The sequence below is a fragment of the Micromonospora sp. CA-263727 genome, assembly GCF_050942455.1.
Lineage (GTDB): Bacteria > Actinomycetota > Actinomycetes > Mycobacteriales > Micromonosporaceae > Micromonospora.
Genome location: NZ_CP192031.1, coordinates 1,009,582 through 1,030,256, shown reverse-complemented (window position 1 = coordinate 1,030,256; position 20,675 = coordinate 1,009,582). Strand labels below are relative to the sequence as shown.

General features: G+C 73.8%; 16 protein-coding genes and 1 pseudogene. 14 read left to right on the top strand and 3 right to left on the bottom strand.

Annotated elements, in window-relative coordinates:
• Positions 1-131 precede the first annotated feature (131 nt).
• Together ACQPYA_RS04860 and ACQPYA_RS04855 are read left to right on the top strand one after the other, a co-directional pair.
• A complete protein-coding gene (locus tag ACQPYA_RS04860) occupies positions 132-2,171 on the top strand; it encodes a serine/threonine-protein kinase (RefSeq protein WP_433531441.1) in 2,040 nt (679 codons plus the stop codon).
• 48 nt (positions 2,172-2,219) lie between these two features.
• Complete coding sequence (locus ACQPYA_RS04855) at positions 2,220-3,992, top strand: phospho-sugar mutase (RefSeq protein ID WP_433531440.1); 1,773 nt, start codon at positions 2,220-2,222, stop codon at positions 3,990-3,992.
• 330 nt (positions 3,993-4,322) lie between these two features.
• Here the strand turns inward: ACQPYA_RS04855 and ACQPYA_RS04850 are convergent, their stop codons facing one another.
• Together ACQPYA_RS04850 and upp are read right to left on the bottom strand one after the other, a co-directional pair.
• Positions 4,323-4,997 carry a GOLPH3/VPS74 family protein gene (locus ACQPYA_RS04850; protein WP_433531439.1) on the bottom strand — a complete coding sequence of 225 codons (675 nt, stop codon included), beginning with the start codon at positions 4,995-4,997 and terminating at the stop codon, positions 4,323-4,325.
• Between the two features lie 92 nt (positions 4,998-5,089).
• Positions 5,090-5,722: a uracil phosphoribosyltransferase gene (gene upp, locus ACQPYA_RS04845; protein ID WP_433531438.1), complete on the bottom strand. Its 633-nt coding sequence runs from the start codon at positions 5,720-5,722 to the stop codon at positions 5,090-5,092.
• A 135-nt stretch (positions 5,723-5,857) separates the two neighbouring features.
• On the opposite strand from upp, the gene deoC reads away from it, so the two are divergent.
• From deoC to ACQPYA_RS04795, 10 genes are all read left to right on the top strand, one after another.
• Positions 5,858-6,817: a deoxyribose-phosphate aldolase gene (gene deoC / locus ACQPYA_RS04840; protein ID WP_433531437.1), complete on the top strand. Its 960-nt coding sequence runs from the start codon at positions 5,858-5,860 to the stop codon at positions 6,815-6,817.
• A gap of 5 nt (positions 6,818-6,822) precedes the next feature.
• Positions 6,823-8,253 carry an aldehyde dehydrogenase family protein gene (locus tag ACQPYA_RS04835; RefSeq protein WP_433531436.1) on the top strand — a complete coding sequence of 477 codons (1,431 nt, stop codon included), beginning with the start codon at positions 6,823-6,825 and terminating at the stop codon, positions 8,251-8,253.
• Positions 8,246-9,064 (top strand): aldehyde dehydrogenase family protein, encoded by an 819-nt coding sequence (locus ACQPYA_RS04830; protein ID WP_433531435.1) that lies wholly within the window; start codon positions 8,246-8,248, stop codon positions 9,062-9,064. Before ACQPYA_RS04835 ends, ACQPYA_RS04830 begins: the two co-directional genes overlap by 8 nt.
• A gap of 875 nt (positions 9,065-9,939) precedes the next feature.
• Positions 9,940-10,416, top strand: coding sequence for a BlaI/MecI/CopY family transcriptional regulator (locus ACQPYA_RS04825; RefSeq protein ID WP_433531434.1), 477 nt, complete (start codon positions 9,940-9,942; stop codon positions 10,414-10,416).
• A 10-nt stretch (positions 10,417-10,426) separates the two neighbouring features.
• The gene (locus ACQPYA_RS04820; protein ID WP_433531433.1) at positions 10,427-11,332 is read left to right on the top strand and encodes a M56 family metallopeptidase; all 906 of its coding nucleotides are present in this window, start codon (positions 10,427-10,429) and stop codon (positions 11,330-11,332) included.
• A gap of 265 nt (positions 11,333-11,597) precedes the next feature.
• A complete protein-coding gene (locus ACQPYA_RS04815; protein ID WP_433531432.1) occupies positions 11,598-12,854 on the top strand; it encodes a cytochrome ubiquinol oxidase subunit I in 1,257 nt (418 codons plus the stop codon).
• Positions 12,855-12,865: 11 nt separating this feature from the next.
• On the top strand, positions 12,866-13,873 hold the full coding sequence (locus ACQPYA_RS04810; protein WP_433531431.1) for a cytochrome d ubiquinol oxidase subunit II: 1,008 nt from the start codon (positions 12,866-12,868) through the stop codon (positions 13,871-13,873).
• Positions 13,870-15,540, top strand: a complete 1,671-nt coding sequence (cydD, locus tag ACQPYA_RS04805) for a thiol reductant ABC exporter subunit CydD (protein WP_433531430.1) — start codon at positions 13,870-13,872, stop codon at positions 15,538-15,540. Before ACQPYA_RS04810 ends, cydD begins: the two co-directional genes overlap by 4 nt.
• Positions 15,537-17,306, top strand: a complete 1,770-nt coding sequence (gene cydC, locus ACQPYA_RS04800; RefSeq protein ID WP_433531429.1) for a thiol reductant ABC exporter subunit CydC — start codon at positions 15,537-15,539, stop codon at positions 17,304-17,306. Before cydD ends, cydC begins: the two co-directional genes overlap by 4 nt.
• A 67-nt stretch (positions 17,307-17,373) precedes the next feature.
• On the top strand, positions 17,374-17,568 hold the full coding sequence (locus ACQPYA_RS04795; protein WP_433531428.1) for a hypothetical protein: 195 nt from the start codon (positions 17,374-17,376) through the stop codon (positions 17,566-17,568).
• A gap of 10 nt (positions 17,569-17,578) precedes the next feature.
• Here ACQPYA_RS04795 and ACQPYA_RS04790 read toward each other — a convergent pair whose 3' ends face one another.
• Complete coding sequence (locus tag ACQPYA_RS04790; RefSeq protein ID WP_433531427.1) at positions 17,579-17,920, bottom strand: PadR family transcriptional regulator; 342 nt, start codon at positions 17,918-17,920, stop codon at positions 17,579-17,581.
• A 116-nt stretch (positions 17,921-18,036) separates the two neighbouring features.
• Here ACQPYA_RS04790 and ACQPYA_RS04785 point away from each other — a divergent pair, with 116 nt between their 5' ends.
• Entirely contained in the window at positions 18,037-19,008 is a 972-nt protein-coding gene (locus ACQPYA_RS04785) for a DNA primase (RefSeq protein WP_433531426.1), read from the top strand.
• Between the two features lie 41 nt (positions 19,009-19,049).
• Positions 19,050-20,625, top strand: a pseudogene (locus ACQPYA_RS04780) (transposase); the annotation flags it as partial.
• Positions 20,626-20,675 lie beyond the last annotated feature (50 nt).

Sequence of the window (20,675 nt, the reverse complement as noted above, 5' to 3'; positions counted from 1 at the left end):
AGGTGAGGAGCCGAACACGTACCGTCGAGTATGGTAATCGTCCGTCGCGCCGGCTTTCGCATCGGGCGTCTGAACCAGCAAGATAGGGGGGTTGTGTCCCAGCCCTCTCGATTTCCCCCGGTGGCTTTTCTGTGACTCAGATCCCGACGTGGAGCGGCGGACCAGTCAGCACCCCCACCAACGCGCGCGCGACACCCGGCACCGTCATCGGTGACCGGTACTCGTTGCGCTCCACGGTGGGCAACGGTGGCATGGGTACGGTCTGGCGGGCCACAGACACACTTCTGCGCCGCGACGTGGCGGTCAAGGAGGTCGTCCTCCCGCCGGGCCTGGCCCCGAGCGACCGCGACGCGATGTACGAACGCACCCTGCGCGAGGCCCGTGCGGCAGCCGCCATCGCCCACCCGGCGGTGGTGCAGGTGTACGACGTGGTCACCGAGGGTGGCCGGCCGTGGATCGTGATGGAGCTGCTCGACGCCCGCAGCCTCGCCGACATGGTGATCGAGGACGGGCCGATCGCCCAGCGGGTGGTCGCCAAGATCGGGATCGCGCTGCTCGGCGCGCTGGAGGTGGCCCACGCGATCGGTGTGTTGCACCGCGACGTCAAGCCCGCCAACGTGCTGATCGGCTCCGACGGGCGCTGCGTGCTGACCGACTTCGGCGTCGCCCGGATGCCCACCGACGTGCAGCTCACCACGCCGGGCATGGTGCTCGGCTCGCCGCACTTCATCTCGCCGGAACGGGCCATGGGGCAGGAGTTCGGCCCGCCCAGCGACCTCTTCTCGCTCGGCGTGACGCTCTACACCGCGGTCGAGGGCCGGCCGCCCTTCGACCGCGGCGACCCGATCGAGACCATGCACGCGGTGGTGGAGGACCCGCCGGCCCCGCCGCAGCGCAGCGGTTCGCTGACCCGGGTGCTGATGGGCCTGCTGGAGAAGGACCCGGCCCGCCGGCTCGACGTGCACACCGCCCGCGCCATGCTGCGCGAACTGCTCGCCGGGCCGCTGAGCAGCACCGCCGCCGCGGTCAACTCGATGACCGACCCGTACTCGGTGATGCAGGTGCCGCAACCCGCGCCGGTCACCGCGCCGGCCGCACCGGCGAAGCCCACGCCCTCCGGGCAGATCGGCGGCCGGGCGATGCTCGCCGCCGGCGAGTCGCTGACCGACCGGCTGGCCGCGCTGCGCCGGGGCGAGCACCCCGGCCAGGCCGCCGCGGCCAGCGCCGGCGCGATGGAGGACACCAGCGCCGACGCACTGGCCCGCCCGCAGCAGGGTGCCGCCACGTCTGCGCCGACGGGTCGCACCTACGGCGGCGCGGACGCCACCCAACGCATCGGCGCGGACGCCACCCAACGCATCGGGGCCGACGCCACCCAGCGGATCGGCGCCGGAACGGCCGGCACGTACGGCTTCTCCGGCCAGCCGGAGGCGACCCAGCGGCTCGGCGGCGACTACGGCGGCCGGTGGCCGGCGGCGCCCAGCCAGCCGTACGGCGCTTCCGCCCCGACCGGCGGCGGCGATGGCCCGCTCGACAAGGCGAAGGCCACCGGCACCCGCCTGGTCGGCACGGTGAAGGGCTGGCCGCGCAAGGTGCAGCTGGCCGCGGCCGGTGGCCTCGCGGTGCTGCTGCTGGTCAGCATCGTGGCGTTCACCGGTAATGGCGACACGCCCACCAGCCCGGTAGCCGAGCCGTCCAGCACCGCCGACGAAGGCCCCGGCATCGAGATGCAGGAGCACTCGGCGCGCGGCATCCAGGTGCTGGTGCCCAAGGGCTGGAAGCGGACCGCCCCCTCAGGCGCCGTCTACATCGACTACACCGACCCCGAGGACAACGGTCGCCGGGTACGCATCCTCAACGAGCGATACAGCGGCAGCTCCACCCGTTGGGCGCAGGGCGCCGAGAACCGCCTGAAGACCACGTCGACCAGCTGCGTCCGGCCGTACACCCAGATCTCCATGGCCGAGAAGGAGCTGGCCGGCAAGCCCTCGGCCGAGTTCGAGTACACCTGCGGCGAGGGCGAGAGCATGCGGCACGGGGTGTGGCACGGGGTGGCCCACGACGGGCGGATCTACTCCTTCTACCTCACCTCGAACGACGCCCAGTTCGAGGAGAGCAAGCCGATCTACGAGGAGATGGTCAAGTCCTTCCAGCTCACCTCCGCAGGCTGAGCCGGGGCACGCGTCCGTGGTGATCCGTCGCCGTGCTATCAAGGGCCAATGGCGGCGGAGACCACTGACATCGACACCATCCGCGAGCGGGCCGAGCGCTGGCTCGCCGACGACCCCGACCCGGCCGACCGGGCGGAGCTGCGGGCGGTGCTCGACCTACTCCCGACCAGCGCGCCGGAGTTGGCCGACCGGTTCGCCGGGCCGCTGACCTTCGGCACGGCCGGGCTACGTGGGCCGCTGCGCGCCGGCCCCAACGGGATGAACCTCGCGGTGGTCACCCAGGCCGCCGCCGGGCTGGTCGCCTGGCTCGCGGCCCAGGGCGGCACCGGCCCCCTGGTGATCGGGTACGACGCCCGGCGTGGCTCGCACGCCTTCGCCGAACAGACCGCCCGGGTGGCCACCGGGGCCGGACGCCCGGCGCTGCTGCTCCCCCGCCCGCTGCCCACCCCGGTGCTCGCGTACGCGGTGCGGCACCTGGGCGCGGTCGCCGGGGTGATGGTGACCGCCAGCCACAACCCGCCGCAGGACAACGGCTACAAGGTCTATCTCGGCGCCGAGTTGGGCGGGGAGCTGGGCGCCGGGGCACAGATCGTGCCGCCGGCCGACACCGGCATCGAGGCGGCCATCCGGGCGGTCGGCCCGCTGGCCGAGGTGCCGCTCGGCCCCGCCGGGCAGCTGCTCGGCGACGACCTGGTCGCCGCGTACGTGGCTCGGGCGGTGCAGGTCTGCTCGCCGGGCGGCCCCCGGGACCTGACCGTGGCGTACACCCCGCTGCACGGCGTCGGTGCGGCGGTGCTCACGGCGGCCTTCGCGGCGGCCGGCTTCCCGGTCCCCGGCGTGGTGCCCGACCAGGCCGAACCGGACCCGGACTTCCCGACCGTGAGCTTCCCCAACCCGGAGGAGCCGGGCGCGGTGGACCGGCTCGTCGCGCTCGCCGACGCCACCGGCGCGGACCTCGCCATCGCCAACGACCCGGACGCCGACCGCTGCGCGGTCGCCGTCCGGGACACGGCCACCGGTGCCGACACGCCACACGCCCGAGCCGGGTCCGGCGCTGACGGCGGAGCCGGCATAACGGATGCTGACGGCGGAGCCGGCCTGACGGATGGTGACGGCGGACCGGGCTGGCGGATGCTGCGCGGGGACGAGGTGGGTGCGCTGCTCGCCGACCACCTGATGCGGCGCGGGGTGACCGGGCTCTACGCCACCACCATCGTCTCGTCGTCGCTGCTGCGGGCGATGTGCGCCGCGCGGGGGCTGCCGTACGACGAGACGCTGACCGGGTTCAAGTGGATCGTGCGGGCGGGCGGCGGAGCCGAACCGCTGGTCTTCGGCTACGAGGAGGCGCTCGGCTACTGCATCGCCCCGGAGCACGTCCGGGACAAGGACGGCATCACCGCCGCGCTGACCGTGGCCGAGCTGGCCGCCGCCCTCAAGGCGCAGGGCCGCACCCTCACCGACCGGCTGGACGAGCTGGCCGCCGAGTTCGGCGTGCACCACACCGACCAGCTCTCGGTACGCGTCGACGACCTGCGGCTGATCGCCGACGCGATGGCTCGGATCCGGGCCGCCACTCCGGGCACCCTGCTCGGCCAGCCGGTCACCGCGGCACAGGACCTGCTCCCCGAGGCGGACGTGGTGATCCTGCGCACCGAGAGTGCCCGGGTGGTGATCCGCCCCTCCGGCACCGAGCCGAAGCTCAAGGCGTACCTGGAAGTGGTGGAACCGGTCGACGACGGCAACGTCGCCGCGGCCCGCACCCGCGCGGCGCTCGCCGCAACAACGCTCCGCGCCGAAACAGCGCACGCCCTCGGCGTGTAAGGAAGGGCCCCTTCTTAACGCCTGGGGTAGAGGAAGGGCCCCCTATTAACACCGCCGGCCCGGCCGGAGCGGCCGACGGTCCACGTCGAAGGGCTCGCCGGCGTGCTCTACCTCGACCAGCCTCCGGAGATCGCCGCCTATGAGCGGGGCTCGAAGGGGCTGGACTCCGGCATCGCCGTACGCGACAGCAAGTACCGCACCGGCCCTGACCGTCGCTTCCGCCGCCTGGTCCGCCTTCGTCAGCGCCGTCCGCACCGACCGACTCCCCCACTGACGCCCGCCCACCCAGCGCCGCCTGGCCGGGCACGCGGTAAGCGGGAGGCGGGCGGGTCAGCGGCGCGGGCCGAGCGCGGCCTGGACGGCGCGGCCGAGGGCGGCCACCACCAGGCCGACCGAGGGACGGACCACCGAGGTCTCCAGGCCGACCTCGCCGGAGAAGCCGGCACCGGTGGCGATCTCTTCAAGCCGGCGATGGGCCTCGACCGCTGCCGCACCGGTGACGCCGAGCGCCGCCTCCATCCGAAGTACGGCGACCAGCGTCGCCAGGGCGGCGGTCCGCTCGTCCGGGGCGGCGCCGGTGAGCGCGGCGGCAAGCCGCTGGCGGGTCTCCGCCTCCACCGACGGATCCAGCACCGGATAGCGGTGTACGTGGATGAAACCCAGCTCCGTCTCGTCGACGTCGCGGACGACGCCGTGCTCGCACAGGTCGCCGAGGACCTTGTCGCGCAGGCCGTGCCGGAGCCGCTGCACCCAGGAGGAGGGGCTGTGCGGCGTGTCCGCCGCGATCCGGGCCAGCACGTCGTCGGTGACCGGCTCGCCCGTCGGCGTCGGGTCGACCACCGTCAGCGTGCCCTCGGCGTACGCGATCCGCCCGGCCAGGGCCAGCTCGATCAACACCGCGGCGGCCATGCCCAGGTCGAGGCTGATCCGAGGCATCGTCGCCTTGCCGGTCTCGTCGTCGTACGCGAGCAGGAGCAGTTCCTCGGCGAGCGGAACACCAGTCATGGCCCGGAACGGTAGCCCCTCGGCACCACCACCCGCAGGACAAACCCGCCACCCGCGACGACTACGAGCCGACAGCCGACGGCCGGCGCGGATCAGAAGCGGGGCATGCCGCCGAACTGCCGGTCGCCCGCGTCACCGAGGCCGGGCACGATGAACATGCTGTCGTTGAGGCCCTCGTCGATGGCGGCGGTCACCAGGCGCAGCGGCAGGCCGGACCGCTTCAGCCGCTCGATGCCGGCCGGCGCGGCGAGCACGCAGAGCACGGTGATGTCGGTGCAGCCGCGCTCGGCCAGCAGCCGGCAGCAGTGCTCCAGCGAGCCGCCGGTGGCCAGCATCGGGTCGAGGACCAGCACCGGCAGGCCGTTCAGGTCCCGGGGCAGCGACTCCATGTAGGCGCGCGGCTCGAACGTCTCCTCGTCGCGGGCCAGCCCGACGAAGCCCATCGACGACTCCGGCAGCAGCGCCAGCGCGGCGTCGGCCATGCCGAGGCCGGCCCGCAGCACCGGCACCAGCAGCGGCGGGTTGGCCAGCCGGGTGCCCTCGGTGGCCGTCACCGGGGTCTGCACCGGGTACGTCTCGACCGGGAAGGAGCGCGCGGCCTCGTACACCAGCATGGTGGTGAGTTCGTGCAGTGCGGCCCGGAACGATGCGGAATCGGTCCGTTCGTCCCGCATTGCGGTCAGCCGAGACTGGGCGAGCGGGTGGTCAATGACGAGTACGTCCACGGTCGCTCAACTTACCCCGCGCGGATGCCGGCGCGCGGGTCGCGGCCCGGAGCAGCGACATCGCTCACCCGCGAGCGCTCCGGCCGCCCGCAGTGGCCAAGATCACTCGTCACCGCCCTGCGTAGACTTCCGGGCATGACGGCGACAGCGACGTCGGCCCGGTCGGACCTCTCCGAGCTGGGACGATCCGAAACCGCTCTGCGGACCTTCCTGCACGGCCTACCGGGCGTGGACCAGGTCGGCGCGGAGCAGCGGGCAGCCCAACTCGGCACCCGATCCATCAAGACCACCGCCAAGGCCCAGGCGATCGACCTCGCGATCCGCATGGTCGACCTGACGACGCTGGAAGGCGCGGACACCCCCGGCAAGGTGCGGGCGCTCGCCGCCAAGGCCCTACGACCGGACCCGGCCGATCCGTCCTGTCCACACGTCGGCGCGGTCTGCGTCTACCCCTCGATGGTCCCGTACGTGGCCGAGGTGCTGCGCGGGTCCGGCGTTCACCTGGCCAGCGTTGCCACCGCGTTTCCATCCGGGCAGGCGCCGCTGGAGGTCAAGCTCGCCGACACCCGCGCGGCCGTCGCGGCCGGCGCCGACGAGATCGACATGGTGATCAACCGGGGCGCGTTCCTGGCCGGCCGCTACTCAGAGGTGTACGACGAGATCGTCGCCACCAAGGAAGCCTGCGGGGACGCCCACCTCAAGGTGATCCTGGAGACCGGCGAGCTGGCCACCTACGACAACGTGCGCCGGGCCTCCTGGTTGGCGATGCTGGCCGGCGGCGACTTCATCAAGACCTCCACCGGCAAGGTCCCGGTCGCCGCCACCCTGCCGGTGACCCTGGTCATGTTGGAGGCGGTCCGCGACTTCCGGACCGCCACCGGGCGGCAGGTCGGCGTCAAGCCGGCCGGCGGTATCAAGACCACCAAGGACGCGATCAAATACCTGGTCATGGTCAACGAGACCGTCGGGCCGGACTGGCTGGACCCGGACTGGTTCCGCTTCGGTGCCTCCAGCCTCCTCAACGACCTGCTGATGCAGCGCACCAAGCTGACGACCGGCGTCTACGCCGGCCCCGACTACTTCACCCTGGACTGAACGCGATGTTCGAATACGCACCCGCCCCCGAGTCGCGCTCGGTGGTGGACATCAAGACCTCCTACGGGCTGTTCATCAACGGCAAGTTCGTCGACCCGGCCGACGGCGGCAGCTTCAAGTCGATCAACCCGGCCTCCGAGGAGGCGCTCGCCGAGATCGCCGAGGGTGGCAGCGCGGACGTGGACCGCGCGGTCCGCGCCGCCCGGAAGGCGTACCAGAAGGTCTGGGGCCGGATGCCCGGCCGGGACCGGGCCAAGTACCTGTTCCGGATCGCCCGGCTCATCCAGGAGCGGTCCCGCGAACTGGCGGTGCTGGAGTCGCTGGACAACGGCAAGCCGATCAAGGAATCCCGGGACGTCGACCTGCCGCTGGTCGCCGCGCACTTTTTCTACTACGCCGGCTGGGCCGACAAGCTCCCGCACGCCGGGTTCGGCGCGGATCCGCAGCCTCTCGGCGTGGCCGGGCAGGTCATCCCGTGGAACTTCCCGCTGCTGATGCTGGCCTGGAAGATCGCGCCAGCGCTGGCCGCCGGCAACACGGTGGTGCTGAAGCCGGCCGAGACCACGCCGCTGACCGCGCTGCTCTTCGCCGAGATCTGCCAGCAGGCCGACCTGCCGGCCGGCGTGGTCAACATCGTCACCGGCGCCGGTGAGACCGGCCGGGCCCTGGTCGAGCACCCGGGCGTGGACAAGGTCGCCTTCACCGGCTCCACCGACGTCGGCCGGGCCATCGCCCGCGCGGTCGCCGGCAGCCGCAAGAAGCTCACCCTGGAGCTGGGCGGCAAGGCGGCCAACATCGTCTTCGACGACGCCCCGGTCGACCAGGCCGTCGAGGGCATCGTCAACGGCATCTTCTTCAACCAGGGGCACGTCTGCTGCGCCGGCTCCCGGCTGCTGGTCCAGGAGTCGGTCGCCGAGACGGTGCTGGAGTCGCTCAAGCGCCGGATGGCCCAGCTGCGGGTCGGCGATCCGCTGGACAAGAACACCGACATCGGCGCGATCAACTCGGCCGCCCAGCTCGCCCGGATCCGGGAGCTGACCGCCGCCGGTGCCGCCGAGGGCGCGCAGCCGTGGTCGCCGCCGTGCGAGCTGCCCGAGCGGGGCTTCTGGTTCGCGCCCACCATCTTCACCGGGGTCACCCAGGCGCACCGGATCGCCCGGGAGGAGATCTTCGGCCCGGTGCTCTCCGTGCTCACCTTCCGCACCCCGGCCGAGGCCGTGGAGAAGGCCAACAACACGCCGTACGGGCTGTCGGCCGGGATCTGGACCGAGAAGGGTTCCCGCATCCTGTGGCTGGCCGACCGGCTGCGCGCCGGTGTGGTCTGGGCGAACACGTTCAACAAGTTCGACCCCACCTCGCCGTTCGGCGGCTACAAGGAGTCGGGCTACGGTCGCGAGGGCGGCCGGCACGGGCTGGAGGCGTACCTCAATGTCTGAGCGGGTCGCGGTACGCAAGACGTACAAACTCTTCATCGGCGGGAAGTTCCCGCGTAGCGAGTCGGGACGGTCGTACATCGTGCAGGACTCCAACGTGTCGCTGGCCTCCCGGAAGGACGCCCGGGACGCCGTGCTGGCCGCCCGTGCGGCCGTGAAGGGGTGGGCCGGCGCGACCGCGTACAACCGGGGTCAGATCCTCTACCGGGTGGCCGAGATGCTGGAGGGCCGGCGCGAGCAGTTCGTCGCGCTCGGCGTGCCCGGCGACGAGGTCGACGTCGCGACCGACCGCTGGGTCTGGTACGCCGGCTGGGCCGACAAGCTGTCCCAGGTGTACGGCGGCGCGAACCCGGTGGCCGGGCCCTACTTCAACCTCTCCGCACCCGAGCCGACCGGCGTGGTGGCCGTGGCGGCTCCCGAGGCTCCGGCGCTGCTCGGCCTGGTCAGCGTGATCGCCCCGGCGATCGTCACCGGCAACACCGTGGTGGTGGCCGCCTCCCCGGCGGCACCGCTGGCCGCGGTGACCCTGGCCGAGGTGCTGGCCACCTCCGACCTGCCCGGCGGAGTGGTCAACATCCTGACCGGCCGCCTGTCGGAGACCGTGCCGACGCTGGCCGGGCACATGGACGTCAACGCGATCGACCTGACCGGGGTGACCGACGCCGAGTTGGCGGCCGACCTGGAGGCCAAGGCCGCGGAGAACCTCAAGCGGGTGCGCCGGCCTGCTGATCACGACTGGTTGGCGGATCCTGGCCTGGGCCGGATGACGTGGCTGCTGGAGACGAAGACCGTGTGGCATCCGAGGGGGGTTTGAGTCTCTTCGCTCTTGGGGGTTTTTCCGGCTCGCTCTTGGGGGTTTCCGGGGGAGCCCACTCGCTCCGGGCGGTCAGGCTTGATCCCTGCGCGAGTGGGCTCCCCCGGAAACCCTGACATGGGCGGGGTTCGACCGTGGGTTACGGCTTCAGGGCTGCTGCCCAGCGTCGGGTTCCCCGGTGCGTGTCTACTTCGGACTCCGCCCGGTTCCACCCTGCCTGCCCCCCCACCCTGGCTGCCCCCGCCCCTCCTGACTCCGCCCCTCCTGGTCCTGGCCTTCCTGGTCCTGGCCTTCCTGGTCCTGACCTTCCTGGTCCTGACCTTCCTGGTCCTGACCTTCCTGGTCCTGACCTTCCTGATCCTGCCCGTTTCTGCCGTTGGCCCTGCCTGCCCCGCCTTTCCTGGCCCTGGCTCGCTCTGACCCCGGCCCACCCTGACCCTGGCCCGCTCTGACCCGTTCGGGTCCCGTCGGGCCGTTCTCGGCGTGCCCCGCGCCCAGCTCCTCGTTCAAGATCCGGGCAACTTCCGAGAAGTTGCTGGGTCGGGTGGATGAGGAGGCCGCACTATCCCTGAAGTTGCGGGGTGGGGGCGGGAAAGGGGGGCGGAGGCGGGGTGGGCGGTGGCGGGGTTGGGGTTGGGGTTGGGGTTGGGGAGTGGCGGGTGAGAGGGGGTGGGGGTGGGAGCCGGCTACGGGGTGAGGGCCGGGAAACGGGGTGAGGGCCGGGAAACGGGGTGAGGGCCGGGAAACGGGGTGAGGGCCGGGGAACGGGTGAGGGCCGGGGAACGGGTGGGGGCCGGGGAACGGGTGGGGGCCGGGGAACGGGTGGGGGCGGGAGTGGGGGTTGGGGGGTCTACTACGGGGGGTAGGATTTGGGGGTGACTCGGCTGGGGGATCTTGAGCGGGCGGTGATGGACGTGCTGTGGGACACGGTTCCCGCCGCGTCCGATGGGGTTACGGTGCGCGAGGTCGCTGACGCGTTGGCGGGGCGCGAGTTGGCGTACACGACGGTGATGACGGTGCTGGACCGGCTCGCGGGAAAGGACATGGTGCGGCGCGAGCGGGAGGGCCGGGCCTGGCGTTACCGGGCCGCCGCCAGCCGGGAGGCGTACATCGCCCAGATCATGCTCGACGCGCTCGACCTGGGCGGGAGCCGGGACGCGGCACTGGTCCGGTTCGCCCGCTCGGTCACCGGCACCGAGGCGGACGTACTCCGTGCCGCGCTGGCGGCCGAGGCCGGGATGGCCTCGGCGGACGGGCCGGGTGACGGTGCCGCCTTGACCGATCGGGTCGATGCGCCGCCGGCCGACCGGGCGACCCGCCCGGGGCGGGCCGACGAGGCTGCGGAGCGGTAGGGACGCCGCCGTGGCCCACGCCCTGCACTTCGCCGGCTCGATGCTGGCGTGCTGGCTGATCGCGCAGGTGCTGGCCCGATCCACCTGGACGTGGCGCAGCCCCCGGGTGGCGATCCTCTGCTGGCAGGCGGTCGGCCTGGCGGCCGGCCTCTCCGCGGTGGGCCTGCCGATCGCGCTCGGACTTGCGCCCTACCGGCGGGGCACCGGAAGCGCCCTGCTCGCGCTGGCGAACGACCTGCGGCACAGCACGCTGCCGGTGGGCGTCGGCGCGATGCACCTGGGGCTGGTCGGCGTCGGTCTCGGCGTCGGGGCGGTGCTGCTCACCACGACGGTACGCAGCATCCACGGCACGGTACGCGCCCAGCGCCGGCACCGGGAGCTGCTCACCCTGGTGGCTCGACGGGATCCCACCGTGCCCGGGGCGCTGGTGCTCGACCACCCGAGCGCGGCGGCGTACTGCCTGCCGGGGGTGAAGCCCCGGGTGGTGGTCAGCGCCGGCACGTTGAGCCTGCTCGACCGGGCCGAGCTTGAGGCGGTGCTCACCCACGAGCGGGCGCACGCCCAGGAGCGGCACGACCTGGTGCTGCTGCCGTTCACCGCGCTCTGCCGGGCGCTGCCCTGGCTGCGCTGGGTCCGCGAGGCGCACGAGCGGGTCTCGCTGCTGGTCGAGATGCGCGCCGACGACAAGGCACGCGAGCTGCACGCCGAGGCGCCGCTGGCCGGTGCGCTGCGCCGGTTCGCCGCCGCCGGCAACCGGGTCACGCCGGCCGGCGCGCTCGGCATCGGCGATCGGGATCTCGACGTACGGGTGCAGCGGCTGCTGGTCGCCGAGCGTCCACCCCGGCTGCTCGGCGCTGTCGCCCTGGCCGTGACGACCACCGTGGCCGCCCTGCCCATCTCGCTCTTCCTGAGCTGACCACCCCGAACCCACCGCAGCCGACCACCCCGAACCCACCGCCTCCGGAACCGGCCGCACCGTCACCCCGAAATCACCGCCCTGGAACCCACCGCCCCGGAGCCGGCCACCCCCGAAATCACCGCCCCGGAACCGGCCACTCCCGAACCGGCCACCCTGAGCTGTCCCTGATCCTGTCGGCCTCCGCCCAGGCACGGCCATATAGGTAGTGTTCCTACGTGTAGGCTTCCTATCTGCATCGATCCCCGTCCCAGGAGGGCCGGCCATGGACACCCTGCTCCTCGCCCGCCTACAGTTCGCCGCCACCGCCTCGGTCCACTTCCTCTTCGTGGCCGTCACCCTCGGCCTGGTCACCCTGCTGGTCGGGTTGCAGACCGCCTGGGTGGTCACCGGCAACCCGCGGTTCGAGCGGCTGACCCGGTTCTGGGGCCAGCTCTACGTGATCAACTACGTGCTCGGCATCGCCACCGGCATCGTGATGGAGTTCCAGTTCGGCCTGAACTGGAGCGAGTTGTCGCGCTATGTCGGCAACGTCTTCGACGCTCCGCTGGCGATCGAGACGCTGGTCGCCTTCTTCCTGGAGTCGACCTTCCTCGGCATGTGGATCTTCGGCTGGCACCGGCTGCGCCGCGGCGTACACCTCGCGCTGCTGTACGGGGTCATGCTCACCGCGTACGCCTCGGCGTTCTGGATCATGGTGGCCAACTCCTGGTTGCAGAACCCGGTCGGCTACCAGGTCCGCGACGGCATCGCCCACCTGACCGACTTCTCGGCGCTGCTGACCAACCCGGCCCTGTGGATGGCGCTCGGCCACGTGGTGTCGGCCGCCCTGCTCACCGGCGGACTGCTGATGGCCGCGGTCAGCGCCTGGCACCTGATCCGGCGCACCCCCGACCTCGCGCTGTTCCGCACCTCGCTGCGGATCGGGGTGGTCACCGCCGCAGTGGCGATCACCTTCGTGCAGGGGTTCGGCCTCGCCCAGTTCGGGCCGGTGGGCGACCGGCAACCGACAAAGTTCGCCGACCACAGCCCGGCGGCGGAGGCGCTGGTCGCCGAGTGGACCGCCCGGTTCGGCCCCGGCGACTACCTGCCACCCGCGCTGGCCAACGTCGGCCTCGGCTTCATGATCCTCATCGGCTTCGGCCTCGGTCTGCTCTGGCTGCTGGTGCCGCTGCTCTGGCGGGACTGGATCATCCGACTCCGGTTCCCGCTCTGGCTGCTCATGCTCGCCCTGCCGCTGCCCTTCGTGGCGCTGATCCTCGGCTGGGTCGCCCGCGAGGTCGGCCGCCAGCCCTGGGTGGCGTACGGCCTGCTGCCGGTGGAGCAGGCGGTCTCGCCGATCAGCCCCTGGCTGATGGCCGCCTCGCTGACCGGCTTCACCCTGCTGCTCGGTGCCCTCGCCGTCACCAACTGGGTGCTGGTGGCCCGGCACGCCGCCCGGGGCGCGGCCGACCCCGCCCTCGGCCGCCCACCGGCCCAGCCCCCGGCCGACGACCCCCGTACCGAGCCCGCCTTCGTCTGAGGAGAGCCGAGATGGAACTCGCCTGGTACGCCCTGCTCGGCCTCTTCTTCGCCGGCTACCTGGTGCTCGGCGGCTACGACTACGGCGTAGGCCTGTTGCTCGCCCGCGGCGCCGACGCCGGTCGACGCCGGGCCGCCCTCAACGCGGTCGGGCCGTTCTTCCTCGGCAACGAGGTGTGGCTGGTGGCCGCCGTCGGCATCCTGTTCGGCGCGTTCCCGGTGCTGGAGGGCGAGCTGCTGGCCGGCGGCTACCCGGCCGTGGTCGCCGCGCTGGCCGGGGTGATCCTGGTGACCGCCGGGGTGCAGCTGCGCAGCCGCCCCGAGGGCCGCTGGGCCCGCGCCGGCTGGGACCGGGTGATCGTGATCGGCAGCCTGCTCGCCGCGCTCGGCTGGGGCGTCGTGCTCGCCGGGCTGCTCCAGGGCGTACCGCGGCACGCCGACGGGCACGTGGCCGGGGTGACCCACCTCTTCACCCCGTTCGCCGCCGCCACCGGGCTGGCCCCGGTCGCGCTGGTCGCGGCGCACGGTGCGACCTTCCTCACGCTGCGGCTGCCGGCCGCCGAGGGCGACCGGCTCCGGCCGCTGGCCCGCCGGCTCGTGGTCGCCGCGATCACCGCGGTCGGCGTGGCCGCCGTCGTCGGCCTGCTCTCCGACCGGGTACGCGCCGCCGCACAGCGCCCGGCGGTCGGCGTACTGCTGGCGGGGTTGCTGGTGGCGGCGCTGCTGATGGCCCGGACGGCGCTCGGCCGGCGGCGGCCCGGGGTGGCCTTCGCCGCGACCGCCACCGCGCTGGCGCTGCCGGTGCTGCTGGTCGGGGCGACCCTCTGGCCCTACGTGCTGGTGTCGACCATCGAACCCGGCGCGTCACTGACAGTGACCGACGCGGCGGCCAGCGCCCCGACGTTGCGCCTGCTGGGCTGGCTGGCGATGCCGCTGCTGCCGGCCCTACTAGGCTTCCAGGCGATGTGTTGGTGGATTTTCCGGGGACGCACTGACGGCAGAGCACCGGTGTACTGGTGAACCGTCGTCCCTTCGACCCGCGGCTGCTGCACCGGGTCCCCGCGGCCCGGCGCGACCTTGCCCTGCTCGCGCTCCTCGGCGTGCTCGCCGCCGGGCTGATCGTGGCGCAGGCCACCGCCCTGGCCGCGCTACTGGCCACGGCGTTCACCGGGCGGCTGGACCGGGCCGCACTGGCCGGCTTCCTGGCCGCCGTCGCGGCCCGGTCGGTGCTGGTCTGGGCGCAGGGCGCGGTGTCGGCGCGGGTGGCCGCCACGGTCAAGGCCACGCTCCGGGCCGACCTGCTCGGCGCGGTCGCCCGGCACGGGCCGGGCTGGGTCGCCGGCCAGCGGGCCGGGCAGTTGGCCACCCTCGCCGGTCGGGGGCTGGACGCCCTGGACGCCTACTTCACCGGTTACCTCCCCCAGCTTGTGCTGAGCGTCACCGTGCCGGTCGCCGTGCTCGGCCGGGTCTTCCTCGCCGACTGGAGTTCGGCGGTGATCATCGCGCTGACCCTGCCGCTCATCCCGATCTTCGGCGCGCTGCTCGGCTGGCAGGCCCAGGCCGCCACCGAACGCCAGTGGCGGCGGCTGTCCCGGCTCGGCGGGCACTTCCTGGACATGGTCGCCGGGCTGCCCACACTGCGGGCGTTCGGCCGCGCCCGGGCCCAGACCGACGCGGTACGCCGGATGGCCGACGGGCACCGCGTCGCCACCATGAAGACCCTCCGGATCGCCTTCCTCTCCGCCCTGGTGCTGGAGCTGGTGGCCACCCTGTCGGTGGCGCTGGTCGCGGTGCCGGTCGGCATCCGGCTGCTCGGCGGCGGGCTGGCCCTCCAGACCGCGCTGCTGGTGCTGCTGCTCACCCCGGAGGCGTACCTGCCGCTGCGGGCGGCCGGCAGCCGGTTCCACGCCAGCATGGAGGGGCTCACCGCGCTGGACGAGGCGCTCACCCTCTCCGGTTCCGCGCCTGCGCCGACGGGTCGCGCCGGTGCGCTGCCGGACGGGCGCGGCGAGATCCGGTTCGAGTCGGTGACCGTCGCGTACGAGCGGACCACCGCGCTGCGGGACGTCACGCTGACCATCCGGCCCGGCGAGCGGATCGCGATCATCGGTCCGAGCGGCGCCGGCAAGAGCACTCTGCTCGGCCTGCTGCTCGGCTTCGTCACGCCGACCACCGGCCGGGTCACCGTCGGCGGGGTGGACCTGGCCGACGCCGACCTCGACGGCTGGCGTCGGCAGGTGGCCTGGGTGCCGCAGCGGGCCCACCTGTTCGCCGCGTCGCTGACCGACAACATCCGGCTCGGCAGCCCGCAGGCCACGCCGAGCGCGGTCGCCGCCGCGGTCCGGGCCGCCGCCCTCGACGACGTGGTCGCCGCGCTGCCCGACGGGCTGGACACCCGGCTCGGCGAGCGCGGGCACGGTCTGTCCAGCGGGCAGCGGCAGCGGTTGGCGCTCGCCCGGGCGTTCCTGCGGGACGCTCCCGTGGTCCTGCTCGACGAGCCGACCGCGCGCCTCGACGCCGCCGCCGAGGCGGTGGTGCTGTCGGCAACCGACCGGCTGGTGGCCGGCCGCACCGCGCTGCTGGTCGCGCACCGGCCCGCGCTCCTTGAGGATGCCGACCGCATCCTGCGGATCGAGGACGGCCGGGTGACCGAGTTGACCCCGCAACCGGCCGGGGAGGGTCGATGAGCGCGCCCAGCGCTGTGCCGGATGCCAGCAGCGTCCCGGAGCTGACCGTGCTGCGCCTGGCCCGGCCCTACCTGAGGCGGCTGGTCGGCGCGGGGCTGCTCGCCGCGGCCACCGAGTTCGCCGGGCTGGCCCTGATGGCCACCGCGACCTGGCTGTTGATGGCCGCCGCCGGGCAGCCCCCGCTGGACCGGCTCACCGTGGCGATCGTCGCGGTACGGGCACTCGCGGTCAGCCGGGGCGTGCTGCGCTACACCGAACGGCTCGCCGGTCACGACGCGGTGCTCCGCCTCGTCACCGACGTCCGCACCCGGGTCTTCGCCACCCTGGCCGCCCGGCGCGGCGCGCCGCCGCGCACCGGCGACGCGCTGAGCCGGCTGGTCTCCGACGTGGAGGCGGTGCAGGACCTGCTGCTGCGGGTGCTCGTCCCGGCCACGGCGGCCGGGCTGGTGAGCATGCTGGCGGTGGGCGTGGCCGCGCTGATCTCACCACCGGCCGCGCTGGCGCTCGCCGCCGGGCTGCTGGTGGCCGGCGTGGCCCTGCCGGCGCTGGCCACCCTGCTGACCCGGCGGGCCGGCGCCGAGGTGGCGCCGCTGCGCGGCGCGCTCGCCGCCGACGCGGTCGACCTGACCCACGGCGCCGCCGACCTGGCCGCCTTCGGGGCCACCGGTGCGGCGCTGGATGCCGCCGGGCGGCGGGCCCGGCGGCTGGCCCGGTGGGAACGCCGGCTCGCCGCGCTCGGTTTCGCCGTCGACGCCGCCGGGGTGCTGGTGGCCGGGCTGACCGCCGGCGCGGTGGTGCTGGTGGTGCTCCGGGCCGGGGTGGACGGAGTGCTGGTCGGCGTGCTCGCCGTCGGCGCCCTGGCCGCGGTGGAGATCGCCCTCGCGCTGGTCGGCGCCGCCCGGCAGTGGACCGGGCTGCGCTCCGGCCTGGCGCGGGTGGCCCAGCTCGTGGCCGATCTCCCCGACACCGGACGGCCCGAAGGCCGCCCGGCCGCGATTTGCGGTGCCGCCCGGGTGCGGTTCGAGGGGGTGACCGTCCGGTACCGGGCCGCTGCGCCCGCCGCGCTCGACGGGTTCGACCTCGACCTGCCGCCGGGACGTCGGGTGGCGGTCGTCGGGCCGAGCGGCGCGGGCAAGAGCACCCTGGCCGCCGTCCTGACCGGCGCGGTAGGCCCGGAGCACGGCCAGGTCACCCTGGACGGGCGGGACGTGTCGGCGTACCCGCCCGAGGAGCTGTCCCGGACGGTCGGTGGGCTGCTCGCCGAGGCGTACGTCTTCCACGCCTCGGTCCGGGAGAACCTGCTGCTCGGCCGTCCGGACGCGGACGAGGAGGCGCTGGCCGCCGCCACCGCCGCGGCCGGGCTGGCGGACTGGGTACGCGCCCAGCCGGATGGCTGGGACACCGAGGTCGGCGAGGAGGGCGGGCAGCTCTCCGGCGGCCAGCGGCAGCGGCTCGCCCTGGCCCGCGCGCTGCTCGCCGCGCCCGGAGTGCTGGTGCTGGACGAACCGACCGAGGGGCTCGACCCGGTCGCCGCCGACCAGGTGCTCGCCTCGACGCTGGACGCCACCCCGGCCGGGCACTCGGTGCTGCTGATCACCCACCGGCTCAGCGGTCTCGCCGGGGTCGACGAGATCGTGGTGCTGGACGCCGGCCGGGTCGTCCAGCGCGGCCGGCATGCCGAACTGGTCGCGGCCCCCGGCTGGTACCGGGACCAGTGGGTGCTGCAACAGGCCGCCGAGCACGGCTATCTCGCGCTCTCCGGCTGACCCTTCCGGGATCGCCTCCGGGATGTCCCGGACGCCGTCACGCCACCCGTCATGGCAGGGTGGGGCCATGCCGGTCGGGGATGACCTGTTGGGCGCGCTGGCCGGTGTGGCGCTCTTCGCCTGGTCGATCCGGCTCTGGGACGCGGCCCTGACCTGGCCTCCGATGATCATCGGCATGCTCGTCGTCGCCGTGGCCCAGGTCTGGCTGGGCCGGGCCGCGCACACCTGGCTGCTGGCGCACCGCCGGGCGGTGACCGGATAACCGGCCGGGCTCAGCCCGAGGTCGCCGGTGCGCCGCCCGGGTCGAGGAAACGCCCGACGGTCGCGCTGAACTCGCGCCACCCCGACCGCTGGTCGACCAGTGCCCGCCGGCCGGCGTCGGTCAGCTCGTAGGTCCGCCGTTCCCGCCCGTTGACGGTGCTCCAGGCGCTGGCCACGTGCCCGGCCCGCTCCAGTCGCCGCAGCGCCGGGTAAACCGTGCCGGTGGGCAGGTCAAGGCGGCCGTCGCTGCGGGCCCGCAGCGCCTCGATGATGGCGTACCCATGCAGGGCCCCCCGCTCCAGCACGGCGAGCAGCAGGGCGTCGAGGTGTCCGTGCAGCGCCTGCGCGTTCATACGTAGAGACGCTACGCGTGAGGCAACGGCCACCGCCACCGGGGTGCGGCACCGGTTACCCAGAGCGGCCCACTAGGGTATGTGCCCAGAGTCACTCACCGGCATCGTGCCGTTGAGTGGGCAGCCCGACGCACACGGAGGTCACCGTGGCCCGCCAGTCGCCCCAACGGCCGGACGCCGACGAGCCCGAGCTCGATGACATCACCGGCCCCGCCGAGCCGGACGCCGCTGACGAGCCGGAGGCCGCCGCGTCGGCCGACGCGGATCGCGCGCTCTGGGACGAGCTGCGGATCGATCCGGTCGAGATCGCGCTGCCCGCCGGCACCGGCTTCACCCTGCGGGCGTACCGGCCCGCCAGCGAGCTGACCCCGACCGACGTGGCCGAGCGCGACGCCGACGACCCGTTCCTGGCCCGCCGGCAGGCGGTCGAGACCGAGGACGACGAGGACGAGGACGTCGTCATCCTCGACGAGGATGTCGCCCGGGAGTTCGCCGAGAGCGACGGCGAGGAGAAGAAGCGGACCAAGGGCGGCGACGACGCCGGAGCGGGCAAGGCCGAGCAGGAGGAGACCGACGAGGAGGCGGCCGACGAGGCCGACGACGAGGAGGTGCCGGCCTTCCTGACGCACCGGGGGCGGCTGCTGCTGTTCAAGACCCCCGAGTCCCTGGTCAGTTTCGTCCGCTCCGGCGCACCCAACGATCTGTCTCAGCTGGACAGTTGGAATGAATTGTCCGAACGGTTGGAGCCGGCCGACATCGCGCCTCTCGACGAGGATGTCTACGAGCTCGACCTCGTGGTGGAAAACCTCCGCGGCGGACACGACACCTGGGATCCGACACTGCTCATCGAGGCTGGCGAGGTCGCCCGCGATCTGGCGTACGCGCTCCGCCTGCCCGCCGTACTCGACATGCTCTCCGCCGGTTCCAGCCTCGACGATCTCGACGAGGCACTACGGGCTTCGGTAAACGGCGGAATCGGCGGCTTCATGGGTCGACGTCGATTGAAGAAAATCGGGGCACAAACCGCAAGTCTGGGCTGGCGGACCATTGTCGGAAAGATCTCTGCGGTCGTGGACTGGCGCGACTGACCCGCACCAGGGAGCATCAGTCTCTGGCAGAGAAAAGCCCTGTGTCCCGGGAGGAGGACGACGCCGTGGCGCTCGTGCGCGTGTACTGCGGTCTGGCCTCGGCGGATCCGGCCGACCGATCGGCCTCGGCCGGATCGACGCTGACGTCCGCTGTGGTCGACGACGCAGGCCGTCTGCTGCATGTCTGTGAGATCGGCGACGACCCGGCGGGCTACGCCCGGTTGGTCACGCTGCTCGTGGAACGCTCCGGCGGGCCGAGCGGCGCGGCGATCGCCGCCGACAGCGACGATCACACGGTCACCTCACTGCTCAGTGCCGCCGGCCGCCCGCTGGCCATCGCCGACGACGACTCGGTCGACGACTTCGCCGAACGGTTCGCCGACGACGACTCGCTGGAGGAGATGCAGTCTCCGCCCGCCGTCCGGCGGGCCGTCGGCCTGGCCCGCTCGTTGCAGGCGGGTGCGCTGTCGGCCGTGACTCTGCCAGCCCCTCGGGACCTTGCCGGCTACAAGCAGGTGCTCGCCGCGCACGCCGCGCTGGCCAGCGGGCGGCACTCCGCCGCGGTCGCGCTGCGCGAGGTGCTTCGCGAGCTCTACCCGGCCGCCCTGCGCGCCTACCCCGACCCCGCCGAGTCGATCCCGCTGGCCGTGCTGGACGCCCTGCCCGAGCCGAGCATGCTCACCGACGCAGCCGGCCGTGGTCGGGACGCCGCGGTCACCGCGGACGCCGTCGCCGCCCAGCTCGCGGCCGATGGTGCGGGCGACGCGGAAGCGATCGACGAGGCGGTCACCGCACTGCGGGTGGCGATCTCCGAAACCCCTCGCCGGTCCACGGTCAACCGGGCTCTCACCGCAGCCGCCGCCGAGACGATCCGGCAGACGGTCGCCGCCGTGCGGGCCTGCGACGCCGGCTGCCAGGCGCTGGTCGGTGCGCTGCACGCCCGTACCGCCGCTCCGGCCGCAGGTCGCCGGGCCGCCGGCCGGCGCGCCGAGCCGGTCAGCGAGTTGCCGGCCGCCAGCGCCGCCGCCGGCCTACGTGCGGTCCGCCCGGGCGGCGTGGAGCCGGCGGGTGGACGCCGCAGCCGTCCGGAGCCGATGCCCGGCAGCGCCCCGCCGCCGTCGCCGCGACCGCTCGGCCCGCCGCCGGTGGCACCCGCCCCGGTCACTCCGCCGCCCGTCGCACCGGCTCCGGTCGCGCCGGCCGCGATCGCCGGTCCGCCCCTCTCGGCACCACCGACGCGTCCCGAGCCCACCCCGTCGCGGATCGACGGGCCGACCAACCGGCCGATCTCCACGCCGCCCCCGCCGCCGCCCGGGATCACCCCGATCGCGCCGACCCAGCGCGGCTCGATCCCGCCCGCGGAGGCCGGTGAGCCCTTCCGGCCCACCCTCACCACCGCGGCGATCAACAGCGCGCGGGCCGAACGCCAGCGCACCGTCATCCCGCCCCGGCCGAAGACCACCGGCGGTGAACCGCCGACCGGCGGCTTCAGCGCCACCGACCTCAACGTCCCGGTGCCGACGCCCCGACCGACGCAGGAGCCGGCCGCCCCGGGTTCCCGGGCGAACTGGCCACTGGTCAACAACCCGGAGAACCCGGCCGACAGCCCGGCCCACACTCCGGTCACCGGCCCGTACGAGGACCGGGGTCGACGCAGCGCCCCCGAG